Origin of the sequence: Streptomyces sp. NPDC001381 (genome assembly GCF_042895685.1) — a bacterium.
Lineage (GTDB): Bacteria > Actinomycetota > Actinomycetes > Streptomycetales > Streptomycetaceae > Streptomyces.
Map to the genome: position 1 here is coordinate 82,752 of NZ_JBIAWO010000010.1, position 24,316 is coordinate 107,067.

A 24,316-nucleotide genomic window follows, 5' to 3' on the forward strand; every position below is an offset into this window, starting at 1 on the left:
CCGCCGTGTTCGATACTCTCTCCGATCGCCTCTCAGCGACTTTCAAGAACCTGCGCGGCAAGGGACGGCTCTCCGAGGCGGACATCGACGCCACAGCGCGCGAGATCCGTATCGCCCTTCTCGAGGCCGACGTGGCCCTGCCGGTCGTGCGGACGTTCATCAAGAACGTCAAGGAGCGTGCCCTCGGCGCGGAGGTCTCCCGGGCGCTGAACCCCGCCCAGCAGGTGCTCAAGATCGTCAACGACGAGCTGGTCACCATCCTCGGCGGCGAGACCCGTCGGCTGCGCTTCGCCAAGCAGCCGCCCACCGTGATCATGCTGGCCGGTCTGCAGGGTGCCGGTAAGACCACCCTCGCGGGCAAGCTCGGCCGCTGGCTGAAGGAGCAGGGCCACTCGCCGCTGCTCGTCGCCTGTGACCTCCAGCGCCCCAACGCCGTCAACCAGCTCAGCGTGGTCGCCGACCGGGCCGGCGTGGCCGTGTACGCCCCGCAGCCCGGCAACGGCGTCGGCGACCCGGTCCAGGTCGCCAAGGACTCCATCGAGTACGCGAAGTCCAAGGTCCACGACATCGTGATCGTGGACACCGCCGGCCGTCTCGGCATCGACCAGGAGCTGATGCAGCAGGCCGCGGACATCCGCGACGCCGTCTCGCCCGACGAGATCCTCTTCGTCGTCGACGCGATGATCGGTCAGGACGCCGTCAACACCGCCGAGGCCTTCCGCGACGGCGTCGGCTTCGACGGCGTGGTGCTCTCCAAGCTCGACGGCGACGCCCGCGGTGGCGCGGCCCTGTCGATCCGCCAGATCACCGGCAAGCCGATCATGTTCGCGTCGAACGGCGAGAAGCTCGACGACTTCGACGCGTTCCACCCGGACCGGATGGCCTCCCGCATCCTCGACATGGGTGACCTGCTCACCCTGATCGAGCAGGCCGAGAAGACGTTCAGCCAGGAAGAGGCCGCCAAGATGGCCTCCAAGCTGGCGTCCAAGAAGGGCCAGGACTTCACCCTGGACGACTTCCTGTCCCAGATGGAACAGGTCAGGAAGATGGGCTCGATCTCCAAGCTCCTCGGCATGCTGCCGGGCATGGGCCAGATCAAGGACCAGATCAACAACCTCGACGAGCGGGACGTCGACCGCATGGCCGCGATCATCAAGTCGATGACGCCGGCCGAGCGCCAGGACCCGACGATCATCAACGGCTCGCGCCGCGCCCGTATCGCCAGGGGCTCCGGCGCCGAGGTCAGTGCCGTGAAGGGCCTGGTCGAGCGGTTCTTCGAGGCCCGCAAGATGATGTCCCGGATGGCCCAGGGCGGCGGCATGCCGGGCATGCCGGGGATCCCGGGCATGGGCGGCGGCCCCGGCCGGCAGCGGAAGCAGCCGAAGAAGGCCAAGGGCAAGCAGCGCTCCGGAAACCCGATGAAGCGCCGGCAGCAGGAGCTGGAGGAGGCCCAGCGTCGCGAGGCCGGCGCCCAGGGCGCGGGCGCGTTCGGACTGCCGCAGCAGGGTGGCCAGGACTTCGAGCTCCCGGACGAGTTCAAGAAGTTCATGGGCTGACATCGGCCGGCAGCCTGCGGACCACGTCGTCGAGGGCGCCCTTCCACCGGGGAGGGCGCCCTCAGCGCATGCCGAGGCCCGTGGTCTGCCGTAACGTCCAGATATGAGCAATGCCGCTCCGCCGCGCAGGGCACCGGACCAGCCGTGGCGCACCGAGGGCACCCCGGACGAGCCGCCAAGGCCCCCCGGAGGCAGGCGGATCCGCGGCCGGTGGTGGGGTCTCGCCGTCACCGCCGTGGTCGTGTTCCTGCTGGTCTACATCGGGCTGAACTATCTCGGCGAGGGCGACGAGCCGACGATCTCGTACACGGAGTTCAGCCGTCAGGTCGACGAAGGCAACGTCGACAAGATCTACTCCAAGGGCGACGCGATCCAGGGCCAGCTCAAGAAGGCCCGGGAGGACCCCGACGGGGGCGGCGAGTACACCAAGTTCAAGACCCAGCGCCCGGCCTTCGCCGACGACGACCTCTGGCAGAGCCTGGACCGCCAGGACGTCACCGTGACCGCACAGCCGGTCGTGCAGCAGCGCAGCCTGGTCTCCAACCTGCTGCTCTCGCTGGTGCCGATCGTGATCCTGGTCGTGGTGTGGGTCTTCTTCGCCCGGCGGATCGGCGGCGGCCTGGGCGGCGCGGGCGGCATGCTCGGCCGCAAGGCGCCGCCCAAACCGGTCGAGCTGCGGCCCGGCACCGAGCGCACGACCTTCGCCGACGTGGCCGGCATCGACGAGGTCAAGGGCGAGCTGGACGACGTCGTCGACTTCCTGGAGCACCCCGACGTCTACCGCAGGATGGGCGCCAAGATGCCCCGCGGGGTGCTGCTGGCGGGCTCGCCCGGCACCGGCAAGACCCTGCTGGCGCGCGCGGTGGCCGGCGAGGCGGGCGTGCCCTTCTTCTCCGCCTCCGCGTCCGAGTTCATCGAGATGATCGTCGGCGTCGGCGCCTCCCGGGTGCGCGAGCTGTTCGCCGAGGCGCGCAAGGTGGCGCCGTCGATCATCTTCATCGACGAGATCGACACCATCGGACGGGTCCGCAGCGGCGGTGCCTCGGTGAGCGGTCACGACGAGCGCGAGCAGACGCTGAACCAGATCCTCACCGAGATGGACGGCTTCTCCGGGGCCGAGGGCGTCGTCGTCATAGCGGCGACGAACCGCGCCGACATCCTGGACCCGGCGCTGACCCGGCCCGGCCGCTTCGACCGGGTGGTCAACGTCTCCCCGCCGGACCGCGGCGGGCGCGAGGCGATCCTGCGCATCCACACCCGCGAGATCCCGCTCGCCCCGGACGTCGACCTCACCCAGGTGGCCCGCACCACCCCGGGCATGACGGGGGCGGATCTGGCCAATCTCGCCAACGAGGCGGCCCTGCTCGCGGTCAAGCGCAAACAGCGGCGGGTGACCCAGTCCGACCTGTCGGAGGCGCTGGAGAAGGTGCAGCTCGGAGCCGAGCGCACCCTCGTGATGCCCGAGGAGGACCGCCGGCGCACCGCGTACCACGAGAGCGGCCACGCCCTCCTCGGCATGCTGCAGCCGGGCGCCGACCCCGTCCGCAAGGTCACCATCGTGCCGCGCGGCCGCGCCCTCGGGGTGACCATGTCGACCCCCGAGGTGGAGCGGTACGCGCACTCGGAGGAGTACCTGCGCGGCCGCATCATCGGCGCTCTCGGCGGGATGGCGGCCGAGCAGGTGATCTACGGGGTCGTGACGACCGGCGCGGAGAACGACCTCGAACAGGTCACCAACATCGCGCGCGGGATGGTCGCCCGGTGGGGCATGAGCCCGCGCGTGGGCCGGCTGTCCGCCCTGCCCAGCGACGCCCAGCAGGCCTACGGCCTCGCCGCCGCTCCGGCCACCCTCGACGTCATCGACGACGAGATGCGCCGGATCGTCGACGAGTGCTACGAGGAGGCGTGCCGCAAACTCCGCGATCACCGCGGCCAGTTGGACGCCCTCGCCCAGGCGCTGCTGGAACACGAGACCCTGGAGGAGGCGGACGCGTACCGCATCGCGGGGATCACCCGGCTCCGCAAGGACGAGGTGTGACGCCGCGAGCCGGCCCGCGGTGCGATGCCGAGCGGGAGGTGGGAGCCGTGCCCGCGGTGGGATGCCGATCCTGCGGTGCGATGCCGACGGTCCGGCGCGATCCGGCGTGCGGCCGTGCGGGCGTTTGATCGTCAGGGCGTCCGGGCGATCAGGTACCGGAACACGTTCGGCATCCACACCGTGCCGTCCGGCCGCCGGTAGGGGTGCAGCGCCTCCGTCAGCTCCTTGCCGACCTGCTCCTGGTCCGTCGCCGCGAGCGCCGCGTCGAACAGACCCGTGGACAGCAGGCCCTTGACGGCGCTGTCGACTCCCGCGTAGCCGAAGGGACAGGCCACCCGCCCGGATCCGTCGGGCCTGAGACCCGCTTGCTGCGCGGCCTCCTCCAGGTCGTCCCGCAGAGCGGGCCGCAGCCGGACCGAGCCGCGCGGGCGACCGTCCGACCCCGTGGCCCGTGATGCGGCGCCGGGTCCGGTGGTGCGGGGTGATGCGCCGGGTCCGGTGGCGCGCGGTGCGGCGCCGGTCGCGGTTGCACGGGGTGCGGTGCCCGGTCCGGTTCCGCGGGGTGCGGTGCCCGGTTCGGTTCCGCGGGGTGCGGTGCCCGGTTCGGTCGTGCGTGGCGAGGCGCCGGGTCCGGTGGTGCGTAATCCGGCGTCCGGTCCGGCGGCGCGTGGTGCGGTGCCGGGGGCGGTGGTGCGCGGTGCGGTGCCGGGTCCGGTGGTGCGTGCCAGGCCGTCCGGGCCGGCGACGGCCCGCAGCACCTCCCAGGTGGCACAGCGCTCCGGCGGTCCCCAGCCGACGAGCACCACGGGCGCCCCCCGCTCGGTCAGCGGGGTCGCGGCCGCGAGCAGGCCGAGCAGCCCCTCCGCGTCGTCCGCGAGACAGCCGATCGGCTCGAAGGCGGTCACCAGGTTGTACGCGCGTGTCTCCGCGTCGGCCGCCTCCCCGGGCGATCCGTCGGTCAGCCGGATGTCCCCCCGCGCGTGCGCCTGCCCCGCCCCGGGCAGCAGCCGCTCGCGCGCGAGGGCCAGCCGCTGCGGGGAGAAGGGCTCGACACCGGTGAGGGCCGCGCCTCTGGAGGCCGCCATCAGCAGTGCGAGCCCGGAGCCGCAGCCGAGGCCGAGAAGACGTGTGCCGGGGCCCACTTCCAGTCGTTCGTAGACGGCCTCGTAGAGCGGAACCAGCATCCGTTCCTGGATCTCGGACCAGTCACGCGCGCGGGCACCCAGATCCGCGCGGGGCACCGGCCCGGCATGAGGAAGGTGCTGCCGCACGAGCACAGGTGTCATGAATAAGCGCCCCAATCCGCCGAGAATTGCCGCTGTACCGGTCAGGTGGCCCCCGTGCAGTGCGCTCGCACTTCACCCGTATGCCAGGTAACTCCCCCTCTGCGGCCGCGTCCAGTGGTCTCGGGGCCCTGCTTGTGGACTCATGCGGGGAGTGGCGAGAATTCACATTCCGGCAACGTGGGCCCGTACCATCACGCCATGGCCAAGGCACCCGTCTCACCCGGCGGGCGGACGACGCGGACGCGCCCGGTAACGTCACGACCGTCGCGCACGCTGACCGAGACGGCGCCCTCCGGTGGGAAGAGCGACCGAAACGCCCCTTGCGCCGCGCCGTACTCCTGTTCCCCGGCGCGCGGACAAGGGCTACGCGCCGGGGCGTACGGCGAACTACGCACCACCTTGTGGTGAGCTGTGAGGCTTCTCCGCAGATCAGCGCACCCGCCCTCGTCAGGACGCATCAGCGGCAACTGACGGGTACGTGCAAATTATTTGGGATGCCCCGGAATAGGAACACAGCGGCACCCCCGCTCGTTGTCATTACGTGAGCACGACACAGACACCACCTGTTCTCGCCGCAGAGCTGGCACAGGCGTGGGCCGACATTCAGCGGTACCACCCCGAACTGCCGGACCTTGCCGCGCCAGAGTCCCTGATCGGGGAGTCGTCGTCCGCCTGCGGTCACGAGCTCTCCTTCGAGCGACTGCTTCATGAGGCAGTCCATGGCGTCGCCGCCGCCCGCGGCGTCCGCGACACCTCCCGCGCCGGCCGCTACCACAACCGCAGATTCCTCGCCATCGCCGAGGAGCTGGGCCTGGACCATCCCGAGGAACCGCATCCGAGCAGCGGTTTCTCCCTGGTCACGCTCAACCCCGAGGCCAAGCGCCGCTACCGCCCGACGATCGAGCGCCTGCAGCGGGCCCTGAAGGCCCACACGGCGGCCACCTCCGCCGAGAGCACCACCCGCACCTTCCGCGGCCCCGCCGCCCGCCACGGCTCCTCCGGCGGTGGCGTCCGGGTGAAGGCGGTCTGCGACTGCGGTCGCAACGTCCGGGTGGTCCCGTCGGTCCTGGCCCAGGCCCCGATCGTGTGCGGCGGCTGCGGCAAGCCGTTCCGCATCCCGGAGATCGCGGGCGCGGCGTAACGCCGGACGGCCCAGCACCGGCATCTCGTGGCTGCCGGTCGGGGGACGTCGAGGGGAGCCGCCGCCCCGGTTCACGGGCGCGGCGGCACCCGGCGGGCGCCGGGCCGCGCACCCGACGTACGCCCACCGCGGCGCCGGGTGCGATTCAGGCATGCCCGGACGCGGACCGACCCTCGGCCTCAGGCGACCCGCAGGGTGTGGCAGAATGGCTAGCTGTACTCGACAGCCGCACAGGACCCCTCTCTCCTCCGGCTGACGCGTCCATCGGGCACTCGGGTACCGCAACCCCACGCGGCTCTCTCGCCGTGCCCAACCACGTCAAAACCAGGAGAACCCACTCCAGTGGCAGTCAAGATCAAGCTGAAGCGTCTGGGCAAGATCCGTTCGCCTCACTACCGCATCGTCGTCGCCGACTCCCGCACCCGTCGTGACGGCCGTGCGATCGAGGAGATCGGCAAGTACCACCCGACCTACAACCCGTCGGTCATCGAGGTGGACGCCGACCGCGTGGCGTACTGGCTGGGTGTCGGCGCGCAGCCGACCGAGCCCGTGCTCGCCATCCTGAAGAAGACCGGCGACTGGCAGAAGTTCAAGGGCGAGCCCGCCCCGGCTCCGCTGCTCGTCGCCGAGCCGAAGAAGGCGCGCCCGTCGTTCGAGGCCCTCGGTGGGGACGACGAGGGCAAGGGTGAGGCGATCACCCAGAAGAAGAAGGCCGAGAAGAAGGACGAGGCTGCGGCTGAGTCCGGGTCGACCGAGGCCTGAGCATGCTCGAGGAGGCTCTCGAGCACCTCGTGAAGGGCATCGTCGACAACCCTGACGATGTGCAGGTCGCCTCGCGCAACCTGCGCCGCGGGCGCGTGCTCGAGGTCCGGGTCCACCCGGACGACCTCGGCAAGGTGATCGGCCGCAACGGCCGCACCGCGCGCGCTCTGCGCACCGTCGTGGGCGCCATCGGCGGCCGCGGTGTCCGTGTCGACCTCGTCGACGTGGACCACGTCCGCTGACGCCAAACGCAGCACCGGCTCGGGCCGGGGAGGGCCACTGGGCCGTCCCCGGCCCGTCGTCGTATCGACAGGAGATTAGGACACGTGCAGCTGGTAGTCGCACGGATCGGCCGTGCCCATGGCATCAAGGGCGAGGTCACCGTCGAAGTACGTACCGACGAGCCGGAACTCAGGCTCGCGCCGGGTGCCGTACTCGCCACCGATCCCGCCTCCGCGGGACCCCTCACCATCGCGACCGGCCGGGTGCACAGCGGCCGGCTCCTCCTGCGCTTCGAGGGCGTCGGCGACCGCACCGCCGCCGAGGCCCTGCGCAACACCCTCCTGATCGCCGAGGTCGACCCGGAGGAGCTGCCGGAGGAGGAGGACGAGTACTACGACCACCAGCTGATCGACCTGGACGTGGTCACCGCGGACGGCGTGGCGGTCGGCCGGATCACCGAGATCTCGCACCTCCCCTCCCAGGACCTCTTCATCGTGGAGCGGCCGGACGGCAGCGAGGTGATGATCCCGTTCGTGCAGGAGATCGTCACCGAGATCGACCTGGAGGAGCAGAAGGCCGTCATCGACCCGCCGCCGGGTCTGATCGACGACCGCGCGGAGATCGCGTCCGCCCGGGAAGAGTCCTGATGCGCCTCGACGTCGTCACGATCTTCCCCGAGTACCTCGACCCGCTGAACGTCTCCCTCGTCGGCAAGGCACGCGCGCGGGGCCGGCTGGACGTGCGGGTGCACGACCTGCGGGAGTGGACGTACGACCGGCACAACACGGTCGACGACACGCCCTACGGCGGCGGGCCCGGCATGGTCATGAAGACCGAACCCTGGGGCGACGCCCTGGACTCGATCCTCGCCGACGGCTACGAGACGGGTTCGGCGCGGCCCGCGATCGTCGTCCCGACCCCCAGCGGCCGCCCGTTCACCCAGGAACTCGCCGTCGAACTGTCCGAGCGGCCCTGGCTGATCTTCACGCCGGCCCGCTACGAGGGCATCGACCGGCGTGTCGTCGACGAGTACGCCACCCGGCTCCCGGTCTACGAGGTCTCCATCGGCGACTACGTCCTCGCCGGCGGCGAGGCGGCCGTACTCGTCATCACGGAGGCGGTCGCCCGGCTGCTGCCCGGCGTGCTCGGCAACGCCGAGTCCCATCGCGACGACTCCTTCGCGCCCGGCGCCATGGCGAGCCTCCTGGAGGGGCCCGTCTACACCAAGCCGCCCGCCTGGCGCGGCCGGGAGATCCCCGAGGTGCTGCTCAGCGGCCACCACGGCAAGATCGCCCGCTGGCGCCGCGACGAGGCCCTGCGCCGTACGACGGCCCACCGGCCCGACCTGATCGAGCGCTGCGCGCCCCAGGCCTTCGACAAGAAGGACCGCGAGATGCTCTCCATCCTGGGCTGGGAACCCGACCCGGAGGGCGAGCCGTACGGCCGATTTTGGCGCAGGGCCGGCGACGTGGAAGAATAGGCCGCTGTTGTGCGCCGTCCGGTGTGCGCCCCTGCCACAGGGGGACACGACGCCCGCCCCGACGGGCACACGGCACTCACTCGTTGAACATCTAGTTCCGTTGATGACCTGTGGCATCAGCGAAGAAAGCAGACGCAATGTCTCACCTGCTCGACTCCGTCGACGCCGCGTCGCTGCGCAGCGACGTCCCGGCCTTCCGCCCGGGTGACACCGTCAACGTCCACGTGCGCGTCATCGAGGGCAACCGCTCCCGTGTGCAGCAGTTCAAGGGCGTCGTCATCCGCCGTCAGGGCGCCGGTGTCCGCGAGACCTTCACGGTCCGCAAGGTCTCCTTCTCCGTCGGCGTCGAGCGCACCTTCCCGGTGCACACCCCGATCGTCGAGAAGATCGAGCTCGTCACCCGCGGTGACGTGCGTCGCGCCAAGCTGTACTACCTGCGTGAGCTGCGCGGCAAGGCCGCGAAGATCAAGGAGAAGCGCGACAACTGAGCACCCTCGGTGGGTCCACTGGTGATCCACTGAGCGCACCCGGGAGATCCACAGAGGGGCCGGATAGCATCTGACCCCGATGGACACCGAAGCTCAGCCGACGACGGAGCGCGACCGCTCCTCCCACCCCCGTCCAGGGGCTGGTGAGGACCGGTCGCGTTTCTCGTTGACGGCACGGATCACGTCGTGGCTGCCGGGCGGCCGGATCAGTCTGACCCTGCTGATCTGCCTGGTGTTCCTGCTGTTCCTCAACGCTTTCGTGGTCCAACCGTTCCAGATCCCCAGCGGATCCATGGAGAACGGATTGAGGATCGGCGACCGCGTTCTCGTAAATAAGTTCGCGTACCGTTTCGGTGCCGAGCCGCGGCGCGGTGACGTCGTCGTCTTCGACGGCACCGAGTACTTCGGGAACTCCGACTACGTCAAACGCGTCGTGGGGGTAGGCGGAGACCACGTGGTCTGCTGCGACAAGGAGGGGAGGATCCGGGTGAACGGCCGGTCGGTCGACGAGTCGACGTTCCTGTATCCAGGCGACAGCCCGTCCACGGTGGACTTCGACGTGACGGTGCCCGAGGGGACCCTGTTCGTCCTCGGCGACCACCGCGCAGCCTCCAGCGACTCCCGCGACCACCTGGGCTCACCGGGCGGCGGCATGATCCCCGTGGACCGGGTGATCGGCCGCGCCGACTGGATCGTATGGCCGTACGGGCACCTGACCCGCCTGTCCCGCCCGAGTGCCTACGCGCGCGTGCCCGGCGCGGAGGGCGCCGATGGGTAACCGAGGCAAGCCGCGCGGCGTGCCCTCCTCCGCCGCGGACCAGCTCCTGCCCACCGGCGTCCGGCGCGCCTCCGGCCCGGGCGGCGGCCGTACGCGCGCGGAGCGGCGCAAGCTCCAGCGCAAGGTCAAGCGCAAGCGCAGGAGGTCGGCCGTGCGGGAGATCCCGCTCCTGGTCGGCGTCGCGGTGCTGATCGCCCTGGTCCTGAAGACCTTCCTGGTGCAGGCCTTCGTGATCCCGTCCGGGTCGATGGAACAGACGATCCGCATCGGCGACCGCGTCCTGGTGGACAAGTTCACCCCGTGGTTCGGCTCCAAGCCGCAGCGCGGGGACGTCGTCGTGTTCAAGGACCCCGGCGGCTGGCTCAACGACGAGACGACCACGACGAAGAAGGACGACCCCGTCGTCGTCAAGCAGGTCAAGGAAGGGCTCACCTTCATCGGTCTGCTGCCCTCCGACAACGAGAAGGACCTCATCAAACGGGTCGTCGGTGTCGGCGGCGACCATGTGCAGTGCTGTGACACGCAAGGGCGAGTCACCGTCAACGGCGTTCCCCTGGAAGAGGGAAGCTATCTGTACCCCGGGAACGCCCCCTCCGACGCCGCGTTCGACATCACCGTCCCCCAGGGCCGGCTGTGGGTGATGGGGGACCACCGCGCCAACTCCGCGGACTCCCGGTCCCACCAGAACACGGACTACGGCGGCACCGTCTCCGAGGACGAGGTGGTCGGCCGGGCCATGGTGATCGCATGGCCGCTCGGACACTGGGAACGTCTCAAGGAACCGCAAACTTTCTCTTCGGTGACCGGCTCGACCGCCACGGCGACTTCGTCCGCCCAGCTGTCGCATAGGGTTGCTCCGGACGATCCGAACGGAAGCGTCCGACAACTCCCGACCCCTGCGGAACTCCCGCTCGTTATGGGAGTGGTGGGCCTGCGTCGTGCATGGGGCAGGCGGCGGCACGGAGTAAGGAGTTGGCGTGGGGGATGTGGCGGTTGGCGCACGGTCCGGGCACGACGGCGAGGAGCACCGCGGACACCCCGTGGAAACCGCCGACCCGGCTGGGGACGGCGCCGTGACCTCCGGGAGTGACCCGGCGGCGGGCGGCGAGGGCCCGCCGGCGGACGAGCCCCCCAGGGGCGGCGGCGACGGGCCGGGCGATCCGGCCCCGAAGGCGAAGAAGCCGCGCTCCTTCTGGAAGGAGCTGCCGATCCTGATCGGCATCGCGCTCGTCCTCGCGCTGCTGATCAAGACGTTCCTGGTGCAGGCGTTCTCGATCCCGTCCGCGTCGATGGAGAACACCCTCAAGGAGGGTGACCGGGTCCTCGTCGACAAGCTGACCCCGTGGTTCGGCTCCGAGCCCGAGCGCGGCGAGGTCGTCGTCTTCCACGACCCGGACAACTGGCTGGCCGGCGAGGCCACGACCGACCCGAACGCCCTGCAGACCTTCCTCAGCTGGATCGGCCTGATGCCGTCCGCCGAGGAGAAGGACCTGATCAAGCGGGTCGTCGGCGTCGGCGGTGACACCGTCTCCTGCAAGGGCACGGGCCCGCTGACGGTCAACGGCAAGGCGCTGGACGAGCCGTACGTGTACCCGGGGAACACCCCGTGCAGCCAGGACGACCAGGGCGGCCAGTTCTCCGTGAAGGTCCCCAAGGGCTTCATCTGGGTCATGGGCGACCACCGGCAGAACTCGCGCGACTCCCGCTACAACCAGTCGGACAAGAACCACGGCATGGTGCCCGTCGATCAGGTCGTCGGCCGCGCCATCGTCAAGGCCTGGCCGATCAACCGCTGGGGCACGCTGCCGGTTCCGGACACCTTCGACCAGTCGGGCCTGAACGACCAGTCGTCGGCCGCCGCGGCCCTGACGGTCGCCCCGGAGGGCCTCGCGTTCGCCGGAGCCGTCCCGGTGGTCCTGTGGCGCCGCCGCCGCGCGGTCGCGCAGTCCGAGAACGGCTGACCTCGGCACCCCGCATCAGTAAACCCTTTCCCAAGCTTGTGACCATGGCCGGGGAGGAAGGGCTGACCCGGTTCGGTACCGCCGGGTAGGGTGCGGACCCATGGGCGGCGAGAGCACGACACGTACGGCCCCGCGCAGCGGCGGTGGCACCAGCAGTGGCCCGGTGGGCAGCCGGACCGGACAGCGTCTGTCCGGCCTGGTCGTCGCGCTGGGCCTTGTGCTGTTCCTCGGCGGATTCGGCTGGGCGGCCCTGGTCTACCGGCCCTACACCGTGCCCACCAGCTCCATGAGCCCGACGATCGAGGGCGGGGCCCGGGTGCTGGCCCAGAAGGTCGACGGCGACGACGTGCGCCGTGGCGACGTCGTCGTCTTCAGCGACAAGGAGTGGGTGAGCAACGCGCTCGTGGTCAAGCGCGTGGTCGCGGTCGGCGGCGACACCGTCGCCTGCTGCACCGACGGCAAGCTGACCGTCAACGGCAAGCAGATCGAGGAACCGTATCTGCCCGAGGGCAGCCTCGCGGAGATCACCGGCTTCCCGACCGTGAAGGTCCCTGAGGGCCGGCTCTTCCTGCTCGGCGACGAGCGGCAGGGCTCCCTGGACTCCACCGCGCACCTCACGGACGCGGCCCGGGGGACGGTGGCGCGCAGCGCCGTCACGGCCCGCGTGGACGCCGTCGTCTGGCCGTGGGACGGCCTGCTCAAGCGCCCCACGGGCTTCGAGGCGCTGGGCACCCTGTCGCAGCCGGGTCCGCTGCGCACCATCCTCTGGATGATCGCCGGCGGCACCGTGCTGATCCTCGGCGGCGCCGCGTACGGCCCCGTCGCCAAGCGGACGTCCGGTCGCACCCGCACCCAGCCGGAGCCGGCCGGTGCCGGCTGAGACGACCGACCCGGCCGCCGACACCTACGAGGGCGGGCTGCGCAAGGTCGCGCGGGTCGTCCTCCTGGACCCCCGGGACCGCATCCTTCTGCTGCACGGCCACGAACCGGACGACCCCGCCGACGACTGGTGGTTCACCCCCGGCGGCGGGGTGGAGGGCGACGAGACCCGTGAAGAGGCCGCCCTGCGGGAACTCGCCGAGGAGACCGGCATCACCGACGTCGAGCTCGGCCCGGTGCTGTGGCGGCGGATGTGCTCCTTCCCGTTCGCGGGCCGCCGCTGGGACCAGGACGAGTGGTACTACCTGGCCCGTACGACCGTGACGGCGACCCGGGCCACGGCGCTGACCGAGCTGGAGCGGCGCAGTGTCGCCGGAGCGCGCTGGTGGACGTGTCAGGAACTGACCCGGGCACATGAGACGGTGTATCCGACCAGACTCGCCGAGCTGCTGAGCAGGCTGCTCGACGAAGGTCCCCCGGCCGGACCCGTGACCCTTGACACCGAAATCGTCTAGAGGCTCACGGGACTGGCGCACAATGGGGGGATCGCACGGCTGAAGGGGAACATGCCATGAGCGCCGAGGACCTCGAGAAGTACGAGACCGAGATGGAGCTGAAGCTCTACCGGGAGTACCGCGATGTCGTCGGGCTGTTCAAATACGTGATCGAGACCGAGCGGCGTTTCTATCTGACCAACGACTACGAGATGCAGGTGCACTCGGTCCAGGGTGAGGTGTTCTTCGAGGTCTCGATGGCGGACGCGTGGGTGTGGGACATGTACAGGCCCGCGCGGTTCGTGAAACAGGTCCGGGTTCTCACGTTCAAGGACGTGAACATCGAGGAGCTCAACAAGAGCGACCTGGAGCTGCCGGGCAGCTGAGCGGTGCCGCTCCGGCACCCGTGCGGGTGACGGGGTTTTCCACACCCGCCGAGTTGCACACCAAGATCCTTTTCTTGGCGCCGGACACGTGAACGTTGGCACCGGAGGTGGTGCCGACATGAACGCGGATCTGGCACGTGGTGCACTCGGCAGGTACGGCGAGGAGCTGGCCGCCCGACGGCTGGCCGAAGCCGGGATGACGGTCCTGGAGCGCAACTGGCGCTGCGGCAGGACCGGTGAGATCGACATCGTCGCGCGGGACGGGGACGTCCTGGTCGTCTGCGAGGTCAAGACCCGACGCGGCGGCGCATTCCAGCACCCGATGGCGGCGGTGACGCCCGAGAAGGCACAGCGCCTGCGCGGCCTGGCCGAGCGATGGGTCCACACCCACGGAGGAGCTCCCCCGGGCGGCGTCCGCATCGACCTGGTCGGGGTCGTCCTGCCCCACCGCGGGGCGCCCGTCGTGGAGCACGTGCGGGGGGTGGCCTGAGATGGGGTTCGCGCGCACGTGTGCGGTGGCGCTGGTGGGCGTCGAGGGCGTCGTCGTCGAGGTCCAGGCCGACCTGGAGCCCGGGGTGGCCGCGTTCACGCTGGTGGGGCTCCCCGACAAGAGCCTGAGCGAGAGCCGGGACCGGGTCAGGGCGGCGGTGGTCAACTCGGGCGGCGAGTGGCCGCAGAAGAAACTCACCGTCGGACTCAGCCCGGCGTCGGTGCCGAAGGGAGGCAGCGGCTTCGACCTGGCCGTCGCCTGTGCCGTACTCGGCGCGGCGGAACGGATCGATCCCCGGGCCCTCGCCGACGTCGTGATGATCGGCGAGCTGGGACTGGACGGACGGGTGCGCCCGGTCCGCGGCATCCTGCCGGCCGTACTGGCCGCCGCGGACGCGGGCTACGACCAGGTGGTCGTCCCCGAGTGCGCCGCCGCCGAGGCCTCGCTGGTGCCGGGCGTCTCCGTGCTCGGGGTGCGCAGTCTGCGGCAGCTGGTCGCCGTCCTCGCCGACGAGCCTGTGCCCGAGGAGGACCCGGACGACCTCGGCCGCCCGGACCCGCTCCTCGCCGGCCTGCGGCTGCCCGGCACGGGCGCGGCCACCGGTATGCACGGCGTCGGCGCCGCCCAGCCCGACCAGGGACACGACCTCGCGGACGTGGTGGGCCAGCGCTCGGCGCGCACGGCGGTGGAGGTGGCCGCGGCCGGCGGACACCACCTCTTCCTGGAGGGGCCGCCGGGGGCGGGCAAGACCATGCTCGCGGAGCGGCTGCCGGCCGTCCTGCCCCGGTTGACCAGGGAGGAGTCGCTGGAGGTCACGGCGGTGCACTCGGTGTCCGGGCTCCTGCCCCCGGGCAAGCCCCTGATCGACCTCCCGCCCTACTGCGCCCCGCACCACTCGGCCACCATGCAGGCCCTGGTCGGCGGCGGCCCGGGCGTCGCACGGCCCGGTGCCGTCTCGCTGGCCCACCGGGGCGTGCTCTTTCTGGACGAGACCCCGGAGTTCAGCAGCCGGGCTCTCGACGCGCTGCGCCAGCCCCTGGAGGCCGGCCATGTCGTGATCGCCCGGAGCGCGGGTGTGGTGCGGTTCCCGGCGCGCTTCCTGATGGTGCTGGCGGCCAACCCCTGCCCCTGCGGACGCTTCTCGCAGCGGGACACCCTCTGCGAGTGCCCGCCGTCGGCGATCCGCCGCTACCAGGCCCGGCTCTCCGGGCCCCTGCTCGACCGGGTCGATCTGCGCGTCGAGGTGGACCCGGTCGGCCGGCACGAGCTCACGCACCGCGGCCCGGGAGGCGAGTCCACGGCCACGGTCGCCGACCGGGTCAGGGCCGCACGCGAGCGCGCGGCGGCGCGACTGGCGGGCACCCCGTGGCGGACGAACAGCGAAGTGCCGGGCCGGGAACTGCGCAGCCGCTGGCACGCGGCGGCCGGCGCGATGGACGAGGCCGAACGGAACCTGGAGCGGGGGGTGCTCACCGTCCGGGGCCTCGATCGCGTCCTGAGGGTCGCCTGGACCGTCGCCGACCTCGTCGGCCACGACCGGCCCGACGCGAGCGACGTCGCCCTGGCCCTGCAACTGCGCACGGGCGTGCCGCGCGGAGTGCCGATGGCGCTCGGGGCCCTGACATGACCGGCACCGGCGAGCCGGACGCCGAACGGCTCGCCCGGGTCTTCCTCACCCGGGTCGTCGAACCCGGCGACGAGGTCGGCGGGCGGTGGGTGCGGGAGCGCGGGGTCCTGGAGGTGGCGCGGCGGCTGCGGGAGGGCGGGGAGCCGCTGCCCGGGGTGACCGCGCGGCGGTGGGAGGGGCTCCTGGCGCGGGCCGCGGGGGCCGGGCCGGAGCGGGACCTGGAGACGGCCGGGGCCGCCGGGGTGCGGTTCGTGTGCCCCGGGGACACGGAATGGCCCGGCCCCCTTGACGACCTCGGGGACGGCCGCCCGCTCGGGCTGTGGGTGCGCGGGCGCCCCAGCCTGCGCATGTGGGCGCTGCGGTCGGTCGCCGTCGTCGGCGCCCGCGCCTGCACCGAGTACGGCGCCCACATGGCCACCGCCCTGGCCGCCGGACTCGCCGAGCGGGGGTGGGTGGTCGTCTCCGGCGGCGCCTACGGGGTCGACGGCGCCGCCCATCGGGGCGCCCTCGGGGCGGGCGGGGCCACCGTCGCCGTCCTGGCCTGCGGGGTCGACCGCCCCTATCCGCGCGGCCACACCGAGTTGATCAACAGGGTCGCCGCACAGGGGCTGGTGGTGGGGGAGCTGCCGCCGGGGGACCATCCGACGCCCAGCAGGTTCATCCTGCGGAACCGCGTGATCGCCGCGCTCACCCGGGGCACGGTGGTCGTCGAGGCCGCCCACCGCAGCGGCTCGCTGGTCACCGCGCGGGCGGCCCAGCGGCTGGGCCGGCACACCATGGGGGTCCCGGGGCCGGCCACCAGCGGTCTGTCCGCCGGGGTGCACGAGCTGCTGCGCGGCGAGGCCGAGCTGGTCACGGACGCCGCGGAAGTCGTCGAACTGGTCGGCGACATCGGCGACCTCGCCCCCGTGCGGCGTGGCCCGGTGCTCCCGCGCGACCTGCTGGAGCCCGGCGCCCGTCGCGTCCTCGCCGCGCTCCCCGCCCGGCGCGCGGCCGGCGCCCGCGAGGTCGCCCGCGGCGCCGGGACCACGCCCGACGACGCGATCGCGCGACTGTACGAACTCAGAGCACTCGGCTACGTCGAACGACTCGGCGACGGCTGGAAGTTGACACGCCAGGCGATGGTCTCCGTTCGAGGGGGCCGAAGCCCGTGCTGACCGAGTGTGTTCGGCCGTCCGGGGGAACGCCGAAGGCCTTGGGAATTCCCGTAGTTGGCCCCCTGCGGCGGTCACCCGGAGCGACCGCCGTGACCCGGTGGGGCGCTCAGCGGAACGTATCTGCGTACAAGTGCGGTCACGTCCTTCGCGCACCGCGACACTCCAGTCACGCTACGCTCACGAGGATTCCGGTACAGAACGGCAGCAGAACGACTTCAGGCCAGCAGGACACCCAGGCACCCCCGACTCCACGTACTTCACGGCAGAACGGCACAAGGCGACGAATGCCCCAGCACACCTCCGGGTCCGACCGGGCGGCGGTCCCCCCAGCCGCCCGCGACGGTGGCAGCGTGCGGCCGCCCGCTCCCTCGACGCTCGACGAGCTCTGGCGCTCGTACAAGGCGACGGGGGACGAGCGGCTGCGGGAGCAGCTGATCCTGCACTACTCGCCGCTGGTGAAGTACGTGGCGGGCCGGGTGAGCGTCGGCCTGCCGCCGAACGTGGAGCAGGCCGACTTCGTCTCCTCGGGGATCTTCGGGCTGATCGACGCGATCGAGAAGTTCGACATCGACCGGGAGATCAAGTTCGAGACGTACGCCATCACCCGTATCCGGGGCGCCATGATCGACGAGCTGCGGGCGCTGGACTGGATCCCCCGGTCCGTGCGGCAGAAGGCGCGCAACGTCGAACGTGCGTACGCGACGCTGGAGGCGCGGCTGCGCCGGACCCCGTCGGAGTGCGAGGTGGCCGCCGAGATGGGCATCGCCGTGGACGAACTGCACGCGGTGTTCAGCCAGTTGTCGCTGGCCAACGTGGTCGCCCTGGAGGAGCTGCTGCACGTCGGGGACGAGGGCGGCGACGGGCTCAGCTTCATGGACACCCTGGAGGACACCGCCGCGGACAACCCCGTCGAGGTGGCCGAGGACCGGGAACTGCGGCGGTTCCTGGCACGGGCGATCAACACACTGCCCGACCGGGAGAAGACCGTCGTCACGCTGTACTACTACGAGGGCCTGACCCTCGCCGAGATCGGGAACGTGCTGGGCGTGACCGAGAGCCGGGTCAGCCAGATCCACACCAAGTCCGTCCTCCAGCTGCGCGCGAAACTGGCGGGCTTCGGCCGCTGACCCGGCCGGATGAGGGCAGTGCGGGCGCAGTCACTCCCCTCCGGGGTGCGGCGTCCGTAAAGTGGTCGACGTGCCAAGGATTCGAGCGGCCTCCGTGGCCGAGCACCGGTCGATGCAGCGTGCCGCCCTGCTGGACGCGGCACGCTCCCTGCTGTCCGAGGGCGGTACGGAGGCGCTGACCTTCCCCGCCCTCGCCGAGCGGACGGGGCTCGCCCGCTCGTCCGTGTACGAGTACTTCCGGTCACGGGCGGCCGTGGTCGAGGAGCTGTGCGAGGTCGACTTCCCCGTCTGGGCGGCGGAGGTCGAGGCGGCGATGGCCGCGGTCCAGGAGCCGGAGGCCAAGGTCGAGGCGTATGTGCGGCGACAGCTGGCACTGGTCGGGGACCGGCGCCACCGCGCTGTGGTGGCGATCTCGGCGAGCGAGCTGGACGCGGCGGCCCGGGAGAAGATCCGGGCGGCGCACGGCGGCCTGGTCGCGATGATCGTGGCGGCGCTGGGGGAGATGGGGCACGCCGAGCCCCGGCTGGCGGCGATGCTGGTGCAGGGCGTCGTGGACTCCGCGGTGCGGAGGATCGAGCTGGGGGCGGCGGAGGAGCCGGCCGCGATCACCGAGGCCGCGGTCTCGATGGTGCTGCGCGGGGTGCTGGGCTGAGGGGGGCGCGGGCCGGGGGACCGGGAGCAGCCTCGACGGGCCCCTGCGCAGCAGCCACGGGGGCAGCAGGGTGAGCGGGTTCAGGTAGGTTCCGCCTCTGCGCAGGCCCCAGTGCAGGCAGGGCGCCGTGCAGTGCGAGCCCGTCGGTTCCACCTCGCCGATCACCTCGCCCGCGGCGACCTCCGCGCCTTTCGGGACCGAGGCCCGTACCGGCTCGTACGTCGTCCGCAGGTCGGTGCCCGTGAGGTCCACGGACACCACCCCTCTGCCGGCCACCCGGCCCGCGTAGGCCACCCGGCCCGCCGCCACCGCCCGTACCGGCGTGCCCGGTGCCGCCGCCAGGTCCACTCCGCGGTGGCCCCGGGCGTACACCGTCGCCGGGGGTTCCCAGCCCCGTACCACCGCCGGACGGGTGCCCACCGGCCAGGTCCGGGCGATTGCCGGGGCCGGGCGGGGAGGTGCCGTCGGGGGCGGGGGCGGGGGATCCGCCCGGGCCGTCGTCGTCAGGGTGAGCAGCGGGAGCAGCAGGAGGGCCAGCCGGCGGGTCGCGTTCATGGGAACAGCGTTCCGCGGGCCCGGCGATCATGGCCCGGACTGTGGACGACCCTCCGGTTGTGGAGAGCGGCGTCACCCGGTGCCTCCCGGGTCCCGTACACTTCTTCTGGCGATCCGGGTCACCGGGTCGACTTCGCACGCCCCGGTATCGGGAGCCGGCCCAGGCCGGTCCTCCGGTATCCGCGCCCCTCGGTCCTTCGTGGCTCGGCGCACCGCGGGCGTCAGGCGCGGGAGCCGTCCGGCATCCGCGGCACAACCGAGAAACCCAAGGAGAACGGCCATGGCCGTCGTCACGATGCGGGAGCTGCTGGAGAGCGGCGTCCACTTCGGTCACCAGACCCGTCGCTGGAACCCGAAGATGAAGCGCTTCATCTTCACCGAGCGCAACGGCATCTACATCATCGACCTGCTCCAGTCGCTGTCGTACATCGACCGCGCCTACGAGTTCGTCAAGGAGACCGTGGCCCACGGCGGCACGGTCATGTTCGTCGGCACGAAGAAGCAGGCGCAGGAGGCCATCGCCGAGCAGGCCACCCGCGTCGGCATGCCCTACGTCAACCAGCGCTGGCTGGGCGGCATGCTCACCAACTTCTCGACCGTCTACAAGCGTCTGCAGCGCCTCAAGGAGCTCGAGCAGATCGACTTCGAGGACGTCGCCGCGTCCGGTCTGACCAAGAAGGAGCTTCTCGTGCTCTCGCGCGAGAAGGCCAAGCTGGAGAAGACCCTCGGTGGTATCCGTGAGATGTCCAAGGTTCCCAGCGCCGTCTGGATCGTGGACACCAAGAAGGAGCACATCGCGGTCGGCGAGGCCCGGAAGCTGAACATCCCGGTCGTCGCCATCCTCGACACCAACTGCGACCCCGACGAGGTCGACTACAAGATCCCGGGCAACGACGACGCGATCCGCTCCGTCACCCTGCTCACCCGTGTGATCGCCGACGCCGTCGCCGAGGGCCTCATCGCCCGCTCCGGCGTCGCCACCGGCGACAAGGGCGAGAAGGCCGCGGGCGAGCCGCTCGCCGAGTGGGAGCGCGACCTGCTCGAGGGCGAGAAGAAGGCGGAGACCGAGGAGGCGGCCCCGGCTGCCGAGGCCGCTGCTGAGGCTCCCGCCGCCGAGGCCGCTGCCGAGGCCCCCGCCGCCGAGGCCGCCGAGGCCCCGGCCGCGGACGCCGAGCAGGCCTGACCGTCCAGCGTCAAGGTTGACGGCGGGGGCGGCGACATGAAGTCCGCCCCCGCCGTTCACCCGTAGGTCAGTGGCGTGTCAGCCGTCCCCCGCTCCATGGGGACCACCGGGAGCGGCAGGGAACGGGCCGATCCCCTGATCTTCGATCTTCCAGACTTCGAGAAAGATTCACAGACTCATGGCGAACTACACCGCCGCCGACGTCAAGAAGCTTCGTGAGCTCACGGGCGCCGGCATGATGGACTGCAAGAAGGCGCTGGACGAGGCCGATGGCAACGTCGAGAAGGCCGTCGAGGCGCTCCGCATCAAGGGCCAGAAGGGCGTCGCCAAGCGCGAGGGCCGCTCCGCCGAGAACGGCGCCGTCGTCGCGATCATCGCCGACGACAACGCCTCCGGTGTCCTGGTCGAGCTGAAGTGCGAGACGGACTTCGTCGCCAAGGGCGAGAAGTTCCAGGGCGTGGCCAAGGCCATCGCCGAGCACGTCGCCAAGACCGCCCCGGCCGACATCGAGGCGCTGCTCGCCTCCGAGATCGAGCCCGGCAAGACCGTCCAGGCGTTCGTGGACGAGGCCAACGCCAACCTCGGCGAGAAGATCGTCCTGGACCGCTTCGCGCAGTTCAACGACGGTTTCGTCTCCGCGTACCTGCACCGCACGATGCCCGACCTGCCGCCGCAGATCGGTGTCCTCGTCGAGCTGGACAAGCCGAACGCCGAGGTCGCCAAGGGCGTCGCCCAGCACATCGCCGCCTTCGCGCCGAAGTACCTCTCCAAGGAGGACGTGCCGGCCGAGGTCGTCGAGTCCGAGCGCCGCATCGCCGAGGAGACCACCCGCGCCGAGGGCAAGCCCGAGGCCGCGATCGCCAAGATCGTCGAGGGTCGCCTCAACGGCTTCTTCAAGGACGCCACGCTGCTCGGCCAGCCGTACGCGCTCGACAACAAGAAGTCCGTCCAGAAGGTCCTGGACGAGGCCGGTGTCACCCTGAAGCGCTTCTCGCGCATCAAGGTCGGCATCTGAGTCCGTACCGCGATCGACGCGCGACCCCTATAGGGTCGACGTAAGTCGTCCGCGTACGCCGTCACGCACGCGTGACGGACAGCAGATCTGACGAGGAGGCCATTGCCGCGCATGGGTTGCCCAGGACACCCCACCGGCAATGGCCTTCTTCGCATGTGCACCACGTGAAAGAGGCGGGATCTCCCATGACCACCAAGGCCCAGAAGAGCGACGACGGCAAAGTACGCGGCCGGTTTCTGCTGAAGCTGTCCGGCGAGGCATTCTCCGGCGGCGGGGGCCTGGGCGTGGACCCCGACGTGGTGCACAAGATCGCCCGGGAGATCGCGGCCGTGGTCCGGGACGGCGCGCAGGTCGCGGTCGTCATCGGCGGCGGCAACTTCTTCCGCGGCGCCGAGCTCCAGGTGCGCGGCATGGACCGGGCCCGCTCCGACTACATGGGCATGCTCGGCACCGTCATGAACTGCCTCGCCCTCCAGGACTTCCTGGAGAAGGAGGGCATCGACAGCCGGGTGCAGACCGCCATCACCATGGGGCAGGTGGCCGAGCCGTACATCCCGCTGCGCGCCGTACGGCACCTGGAGAAGGGCCGTGTGGTCATCTTCGGTGCCGGAATGGGCATGCCGTACTTCTCCACCGACACCACCGCCGCGCAGCGCGCCCTGGAGATCGACGCCGAGGCGCTGCTGATGGGCAAGAACGGCGTGGACGGCGTCTACGACTCCGACCCCAAGACCAACCCCGAGGCCGTCAAGTTCGACTCCCTCGGCTACGGCGAGGTCATCACGCGCGACCTCAAGGTCGCCGACGCCACCGCCATCACCCTGTGCCGCGACAACAAGCTCCCGATCCTCGTCTTCGAGCTTCTGGCCGAGGGCAATATCGCTCGCGCCGTCAAGGGTGAGAAGATCGGCACGCTTGTGGGTGAGCAGGGCAGCCGGGCCTGACCGGAAACCCCCCGGTTCCTGACCGGAAAGCCCCCGGTTCCTGACCGGTAGGGACTCCGGGTTCGAACGACAACCCCTGACCGGGGGACGGACCCTGGTCGGAGGATGGACAATGTCCTGCCGGTCGGGAACCGTGCAGGAAGAAGACGCGACGCAGCCGGCCGCCGCCACCGACAGGGAACCGCAGCCGGGCCTTACTCAAGACACGCAGGAGCAAGTGGTGATCGAAGAGACCCTCCTCGAGGCCGAGGAGAAGATGGAGAAGGCCGTCGTGGTCGCCAAGGAGGACTTCGCCGCGATCCGCACCGGCCGTGCGCACCCGGCGATGTTCAACAAGATCGTGGCCGACTACTACGGCGCGCCGACGCCGATCAACCAGCTGGCTTCGTTCTCCGTGCCGGAGCCGCGCATGGCGGTCGTGACCCCGTTCGACAAGACGGCGCTGCGCAACATCGAGCAGGCGATCCGTGACTCCGACCTGGGCGTCAACCCGAGCAACGACGGCAACATCATCCGTGTGGTGTTCCCCGAGCTCACCGAGGAGCGCCGCCGCGAGTACATCAAGGTCGCCAAGGGCAAGGCGGAGGACTCCCGGGTGTCCATCCGTTCCGTGCGCCGCAAGGCCAAGGACGCGATCGACAAGCTCGTCAAGGACGGCGAGGTCGGCGAGGACGAGGGCCGCCGTGCGGAGAAGGAGCTCGACGACACCACCGCGAAGTACGTCGCCCAGGTGGACGAGCTCCTGAAGCACAAGGAAGCGGAGCTGCTCGAGGTCTGATGAACGACTCTTCCTGGGGCTCTCCGCCTCAAGCCGGGGTGCCCGGTTCGCGAACCGGGGCACACCCCGGGTACTGGGGACCCGTCGACCAGGGGCCTGTCCAGGGGGCTGCCCCGGCGGGTCCCGCGTACGATGCGCCTGAGGCGCAGCAGACTCGCCCCATGCCCATCGTCCCCGACGTACCCGCACACGGCGGAAACCAGGATGACGACCCGGGGGCCGCTCGGCTGGGCGGCCCCTCGTTCCGAGACGAGACGTACCGCCCCGGGGCGCCCGACGAGGCGTTCCGCGCGCAGACGTTCCGCCACGAGACCACGCCGGCACAGCCCCCCGCGGCGATGCCGCAGAATCCGGAACCCATGCCCGACGCCCCGCAGCCCGCGCCCGCACCGCAGAAGAAGAGCGCGGGCCGAGACCTGGGCGCGGCCATAGGGGTCGGGGTCGGGCTCGGCGTGGTGATCGTCGCCTCGCTGTTCATCGTCAAGGCCGTGTTCGTCGGCGTGATAGCCGTCGCCGTCGTCGTGGGTCTGTGGGAGCTGACCAGCAGGCTGCAGGAACGCAAGGAGATCAAGGCACCCCTGGTGCCGCTCGCGCTCGGCGGCGCCGCGATGGTCGTCGCCGGCTACGTGCGGGGACCCGAGGGCGCCTGGGTCGCCATGGCCCTGACCGCTCTCGCGGTCCTGGTCTGGCGGATGACGGAACCGCCGGAGGGCTACCTCAAGGACGTCACGGCCGGCGTCTTCGCGGCCTTCTACGTCCCGTTCCTGGCCACCTTCGTCGCCCTGATGCTCACCGCCGACGACGGCCCGCAGCGCGTCCTGACGTTCCTGCTCCTCACGGTCGTCAGCGACACCGGCGCCTACGCCGTCGGCTGGCGCTTCGGCAAGCACAAACTCGCTCCGCGCATCAGCCCCGGCAAGACCCGCGAGGGCCTGCTGGGCGCGGTGTCGTTCGCGATGGTCGTGGGCGCGCTGTGCATGGAGTTCCTGATCGAGGACGGCACCTGGTGGCAGGGCCTGCTGCTCGGCCTCGCGGTCGCGGCCAGCGCCACGCTCGGTGACCTCGGCGAGTCCATGATCAAGCGGGACCTCGGCATCAAGGACATGGGCACGCTGCTCCCGGGCCACGGCGGCATCATGGACCGCCTGGACTCCCTCCTGCCGACGGCTCCGGTCGTCTGGCTGCTGCTGGTGCTGTTCGTCGGGTCCGGCTGACCGGCGGCCCGTGCCCGAGGCCCGCGGGCCCCCGTCCTGGTCACCCGGGGCGGGGGCCCGCTGCCGTGGCCCGGCGGGCCGGCGAGTGGGACGATTGCTTCAG

At 71.3% G+C, this 24,316-nt stretch carries 25 protein-coding genes and 1 pseudogene; 24 read left to right on the forward strand and 2 right to left on the reverse strand.

Features of this window, described 5'->3' with window-relative positions:
- Positions 1 to 5: 5 nt before the first annotated feature.
- Positions 6 to 1,556 (forward strand): signal recognition particle protein, encoded by a 1,551-nt coding sequence (ffh, locus tag ACFY2L_RS32235; RefSeq protein ID WP_390661311.1) that lies wholly within the window; start codon positions 6 to 8, stop codon positions 1,554 to 1,556.
- A 103-nt stretch (positions 1,557 to 1,659) separates the two neighbouring features.
- Positions 1,660 to 3,594, forward strand: coding sequence for an ATP-dependent zinc metalloprotease FtsH (gene ftsH / locus ACFY2L_RS32240; protein WP_390661310.1), 1,935 nt, complete (start codon positions 1,660 to 1,662; stop codon positions 3,592 to 3,594).
- Positions 3,595 to 3,725: 131 nt separating this feature from the next.
- Here ftsH and ACFY2L_RS32245 read toward each other — a convergent pair whose 3' ends face one another.
- Positions 3,726 to 4,835: an SAM-dependent methyltransferase gene (locus ACFY2L_RS32245; protein WP_390824119.1), complete on the reverse strand. Its 1,110-nt coding sequence runs from the start codon at positions 4,833 to 4,835 to the stop codon at positions 3,726 to 3,728.
- Positions 4,836 to 5,421: 586 nt separating this feature from the next.
- On the opposite strand from ACFY2L_RS32245, the gene ACFY2L_RS32250 reads away from it, so the two are divergent.
- The 17 genes from ACFY2L_RS32250 (at position 5,422) to ACFY2L_RS32330 (ending at position 18,524) form a co-directional block, all read left to right on the forward strand.
- The gene (locus ACFY2L_RS32250) at positions 5,422 to 6,021 is read left to right on the forward strand and encodes a hypothetical protein (RefSeq protein ID WP_390661308.1); all 600 of its coding nucleotides are present in this window, start codon (positions 5,422 to 5,424) and stop codon (positions 6,019 to 6,021) included.
- 342 nt (positions 6,022 to 6,363) lie between these two features.
- Positions 6,364 to 6,783, forward strand: a complete 420-nt coding sequence (rpsP, locus tag ACFY2L_RS32255; protein ID WP_390661307.1) for a 30S ribosomal protein S16 — start codon at positions 6,364 to 6,366, stop codon at positions 6,781 to 6,783.
- A gap of 2 nt (positions 6,784 to 6,785) precedes the next feature.
- The gene (locus ACFY2L_RS32260; protein ID WP_003973401.1) at positions 6,786 to 7,025 is read left to right on the forward strand and encodes an RNA-binding protein; all 240 of its coding nucleotides are present in this window, start codon (positions 6,786 to 6,788) and stop codon (positions 7,023 to 7,025) included.
- Between the two features lie 84 nt (positions 7,026 to 7,109).
- Positions 7,110 to 7,652 (forward strand): ribosome maturation factor RimM, encoded by a 543-nt coding sequence (rimM, locus tag ACFY2L_RS32265; RefSeq protein WP_390661305.1) that lies wholly within the window; start codon positions 7,110 to 7,112, stop codon positions 7,650 to 7,652.
- Entirely contained in the window at positions 7,652 to 8,485 is an 834-nt protein-coding gene (gene trmD / locus ACFY2L_RS32270; RefSeq protein WP_390661304.1) for a tRNA (guanosine(37)-N1)-methyltransferase TrmD, read from the forward strand. The genes rimM and trmD overlap by 1 nt, the downstream gene beginning before the upstream one ends.
- 137 nt (positions 8,486 to 8,622) lie before the next feature.
- A complete protein-coding gene (gene rplS, locus ACFY2L_RS32275; RefSeq protein WP_020128707.1) occupies positions 8,623 to 8,973 on the forward strand; it encodes a 50S ribosomal protein L19 in 351 nt (116 codons plus the stop codon).
- A gap of 79 nt (positions 8,974 to 9,052) precedes the next feature.
- Positions 9,053 to 9,751 (forward strand): signal peptidase I, encoded by a 699-nt coding sequence (gene lepB, locus ACFY2L_RS32280; RefSeq protein ID WP_390824120.1) that lies wholly within the window; start codon positions 9,053 to 9,055, stop codon positions 9,749 to 9,751.
- On the forward strand, positions 9,744 to 10,841 hold the full coding sequence (gene lepB, locus ACFY2L_RS32285; protein ID WP_390661302.1) for a signal peptidase I: 1,098 nt from the start codon (positions 9,744 to 9,746) through the stop codon (positions 10,839 to 10,841). Before lepB (ACFY2L_RS32280) ends, lepB (ACFY2L_RS32285) begins: the two co-directional genes overlap by 8 nt.
- On the forward strand, positions 10,729 to 11,712 hold the full coding sequence (gene lepB, locus ACFY2L_RS32290) for a signal peptidase I (protein WP_390661301.1): 984 nt from the start codon (positions 10,729 to 10,731) through the stop codon (positions 11,710 to 11,712). Before lepB (ACFY2L_RS32285) ends, lepB (ACFY2L_RS32290) begins: the two co-directional genes overlap by 113 nt.
- 100 nt (positions 11,713 to 11,812) lie before the next feature.
- The gene (gene lepB / locus ACFY2L_RS32295; RefSeq protein WP_390661300.1) at positions 11,813 to 12,592 is read left to right on the forward strand and encodes a signal peptidase I; all 780 of its coding nucleotides are present in this window, start codon (positions 11,813 to 11,815) and stop codon (positions 12,590 to 12,592) included.
- Entirely contained in the window at positions 12,582 to 13,106 is a 525-nt protein-coding gene (locus tag ACFY2L_RS32300; RefSeq protein ID WP_390661299.1) for an NUDIX hydrolase, read from the forward strand. The genes lepB (ACFY2L_RS32295) and ACFY2L_RS32300 overlap by 11 nt, the downstream gene beginning before the upstream one ends.
- A 56-nt stretch (positions 13,107 to 13,162) precedes the next feature.
- On the forward strand, positions 13,163 to 13,471 hold the full coding sequence (locus ACFY2L_RS32305; RefSeq protein WP_005311352.1) for a DUF2469 domain-containing protein: 309 nt from the start codon (positions 13,163 to 13,165) through the stop codon (positions 13,469 to 13,471).
- Between the two features lie 88 nt (positions 13,472 to 13,559).
- Positions 13,560 to 13,961, forward strand: a complete 402-nt coding sequence (locus ACFY2L_RS32310) for a YraN family protein (RefSeq protein WP_390824121.1) — start codon at positions 13,560 to 13,562, stop codon at positions 13,959 to 13,961.
- A gap of 1 nt (position 13,962) precedes the next feature.
- Positions 13,963 to 15,588 carry a YifB family Mg chelatase-like AAA ATPase gene (locus tag ACFY2L_RS32315; protein ID WP_390824122.1) on the forward strand — a complete coding sequence of 542 codons (1,626 nt, stop codon included), beginning with the start codon at positions 13,963 to 13,965 and terminating at the stop codon, positions 15,586 to 15,588.
- On the forward strand, positions 15,585 to 16,745 hold the full coding sequence (gene dprA, locus ACFY2L_RS32320) for a DNA-processing protein DprA (protein ID WP_390824123.1): 1,161 nt from the start codon (positions 15,585 to 15,587) through the stop codon (positions 16,743 to 16,745). Before ACFY2L_RS32315 ends, dprA begins: the two co-directional genes overlap by 4 nt.
- 284 nt (positions 16,746 to 17,029) lie before the next feature.
- Positions 17,030 to 17,872, forward strand: a complete 843-nt coding sequence (gene whiG / locus ACFY2L_RS32325) for an RNA polymerase sigma factor WhiG (protein WP_390661291.1) — start codon at positions 17,030 to 17,032, stop codon at positions 17,870 to 17,872.
- A 94-nt stretch (positions 17,873 to 17,966) separates the two neighbouring features.
- On the forward strand, positions 17,967 to 18,524 hold the full coding sequence (locus tag ACFY2L_RS32330) for a TetR/AcrR family transcriptional regulator (RefSeq protein ID WP_390661460.1): 558 nt from the start codon (positions 17,967 to 17,969) through the stop codon (positions 18,522 to 18,524).
- A gap of 18 nt (positions 18,525 to 18,542) precedes the next feature.
- Here ACFY2L_RS32330 and ACFY2L_RS32335 read toward each other — a convergent pair.
- Positions 18,543 to 19,079: pseudogene (locus ACFY2L_RS32335) on the reverse strand (murein hydrolase activator EnvC family protein); the annotation flags it as partial.
- A 280-nt stretch (positions 19,080 to 19,359) separates the two neighbouring features.
- On the opposite strand from ACFY2L_RS32335, the gene rpsB reads away from it, so the two are divergent.
- The 5 genes from rpsB to ACFY2L_RS32360 all read left to right on the forward strand — a co-directional run bounded on the left by rpsB (position 19,360) and on the right by ACFY2L_RS32360 (position 24,213).
- On the forward strand, positions 19,360 to 20,262 hold the full coding sequence (gene rpsB, locus ACFY2L_RS32340) for a 30S ribosomal protein S2 (protein ID WP_390661290.1): 903 nt from the start codon (positions 19,360 to 19,362) through the stop codon (positions 20,260 to 20,262).
- Between the two features lie 178 nt (positions 20,263 to 20,440).
- Positions 20,441 to 21,277, forward strand: a complete 837-nt coding sequence (tsf, locus tag ACFY2L_RS32345; RefSeq protein WP_390824124.1) for a translation elongation factor Ts — start codon at positions 20,441 to 20,443, stop codon at positions 21,275 to 21,277.
- 185 nt (positions 21,278 to 21,462) lie between these two features.
- Positions 21,463 to 22,221 carry a UMP kinase gene (pyrH, locus tag ACFY2L_RS32350; protein WP_390661288.1) on the forward strand — a complete coding sequence of 253 codons (759 nt, stop codon included), beginning with the start codon at positions 21,463 to 21,465 and terminating at the stop codon, positions 22,219 to 22,221.
- A 220-nt stretch (positions 22,222 to 22,441) separates the two neighbouring features.
- Positions 22,442 to 22,999 carry a ribosome recycling factor gene (frr, locus tag ACFY2L_RS32355; RefSeq protein ID WP_390661287.1) on the forward strand — a complete coding sequence of 186 codons (558 nt, stop codon included), beginning with the start codon at positions 22,442 to 22,444 and terminating at the stop codon, positions 22,997 to 22,999.
- Positions 22,999 to 24,213, forward strand: a complete 1,215-nt coding sequence (locus ACFY2L_RS32360; RefSeq protein ID WP_390824125.1) for a phosphatidate cytidylyltransferase — start codon at positions 22,999 to 23,001, stop codon at positions 24,211 to 24,213. The genes frr and ACFY2L_RS32360 overlap by 1 nt, the downstream gene beginning before the upstream one ends.
- Positions 24,214 to 24,316: the final 103 nt, after the last annotated feature.

What these genes read in the sequence shown, in the direction of transcription:
- pyrH (WP_390661288.1), top strand. Translation starts at nt 21,463, where the DNA reads ATGACCACCAAGGCCCAGAAGAGCGACGACGGCAAAGTACGCGGCCGG.
- rpsB (WP_390661290.1), top strand. Translation starts at nt 19,360, where the DNA reads ATGGCCGTCGTCACGATGCGGGAGCTGCTGGAGAGCGGCGTCCACTTC.
- ftsH (WP_390661310.1), top strand. Translation starts at nt 1,660, where the DNA reads ATGAGCAATGCCGCTCCGCCGCGCAGGGCACCGGACCAGCCGTGGCGC.
- trmD (WP_390661304.1), top strand. Translation starts at nt 7,652, where the DNA reads ATGCGCCTCGACGTCGTCACGATCTTCCCCGAGTACCTCGACCCGCTG.
- ACFY2L_RS32315 (WP_390824122.1), top strand. Translation starts at nt 13,963, where the DNA reads ATGGGGTTCGCGCGCACGTGTGCGGTGGCGCTGGTGGGCGTCGAGGGC.
- ACFY2L_RS32360 (WP_390824125.1), top strand. Translation starts at nt 22,999, where the DNA reads ATGAACGACTCTTCCTGGGGCTCTCCGCCTCAAGCCGGGGTGCCCGGT.
- tsf (WP_390824124.1), top strand. Translation starts at nt 20,441, where the DNA reads ATGGCGAACTACACCGCCGCCGACGTCAAGAAGCTTCGTGAGCTCACG.
- whiG (WP_390661291.1), top strand. Translation starts at nt 17,030, where the DNA reads ATGCCCCAGCACACCTCCGGGTCCGACCGGGCGGCGGTCCCCCCAGCC.
- ACFY2L_RS32305 (WP_005311352.1), top strand. Translation starts at nt 13,163, where the DNA reads ATGAGCGCCGAGGACCTCGAGAAGTACGAGACCGAGATGGAGCTGAAG.
- dprA (WP_390824123.1), top strand. Translation starts at nt 15,585, where the DNA reads ATGACCGGCACCGGCGAGCCGGACGCCGAACGGCTCGCCCGGGTCTTC.
- rplS (WP_020128707.1), top strand. Translation starts at nt 8,623, where the DNA reads ATGTCTCACCTGCTCGACTCCGTCGACGCCGCGTCGCTGCGCAGCGAC.
- ACFY2L_RS32260 (WP_003973401.1), top strand. Translation starts at nt 6,786, where the DNA reads ATGCTCGAGGAGGCTCTCGAGCACCTCGTGAAGGGCATCGTCGACAAC.
- lepB (WP_390661302.1), top strand. Translation starts at nt 9,744, where the DNA reads ATGGGTAACCGAGGCAAGCCGCGCGGCGTGCCCTCCTCCGCCGCGGAC.
- lepB (WP_390824120.1), top strand. Translation starts at nt 9,053, where the DNA reads ATGGACACCGAAGCTCAGCCGACGACGGAGCGCGACCGCTCCTCCCAC.
- lepB (WP_390661300.1), top strand. Translation starts at nt 11,813, where the DNA reads ATGGGCGGCGAGAGCACGACACGTACGGCCCCGCGCAGCGGCGGTGGC.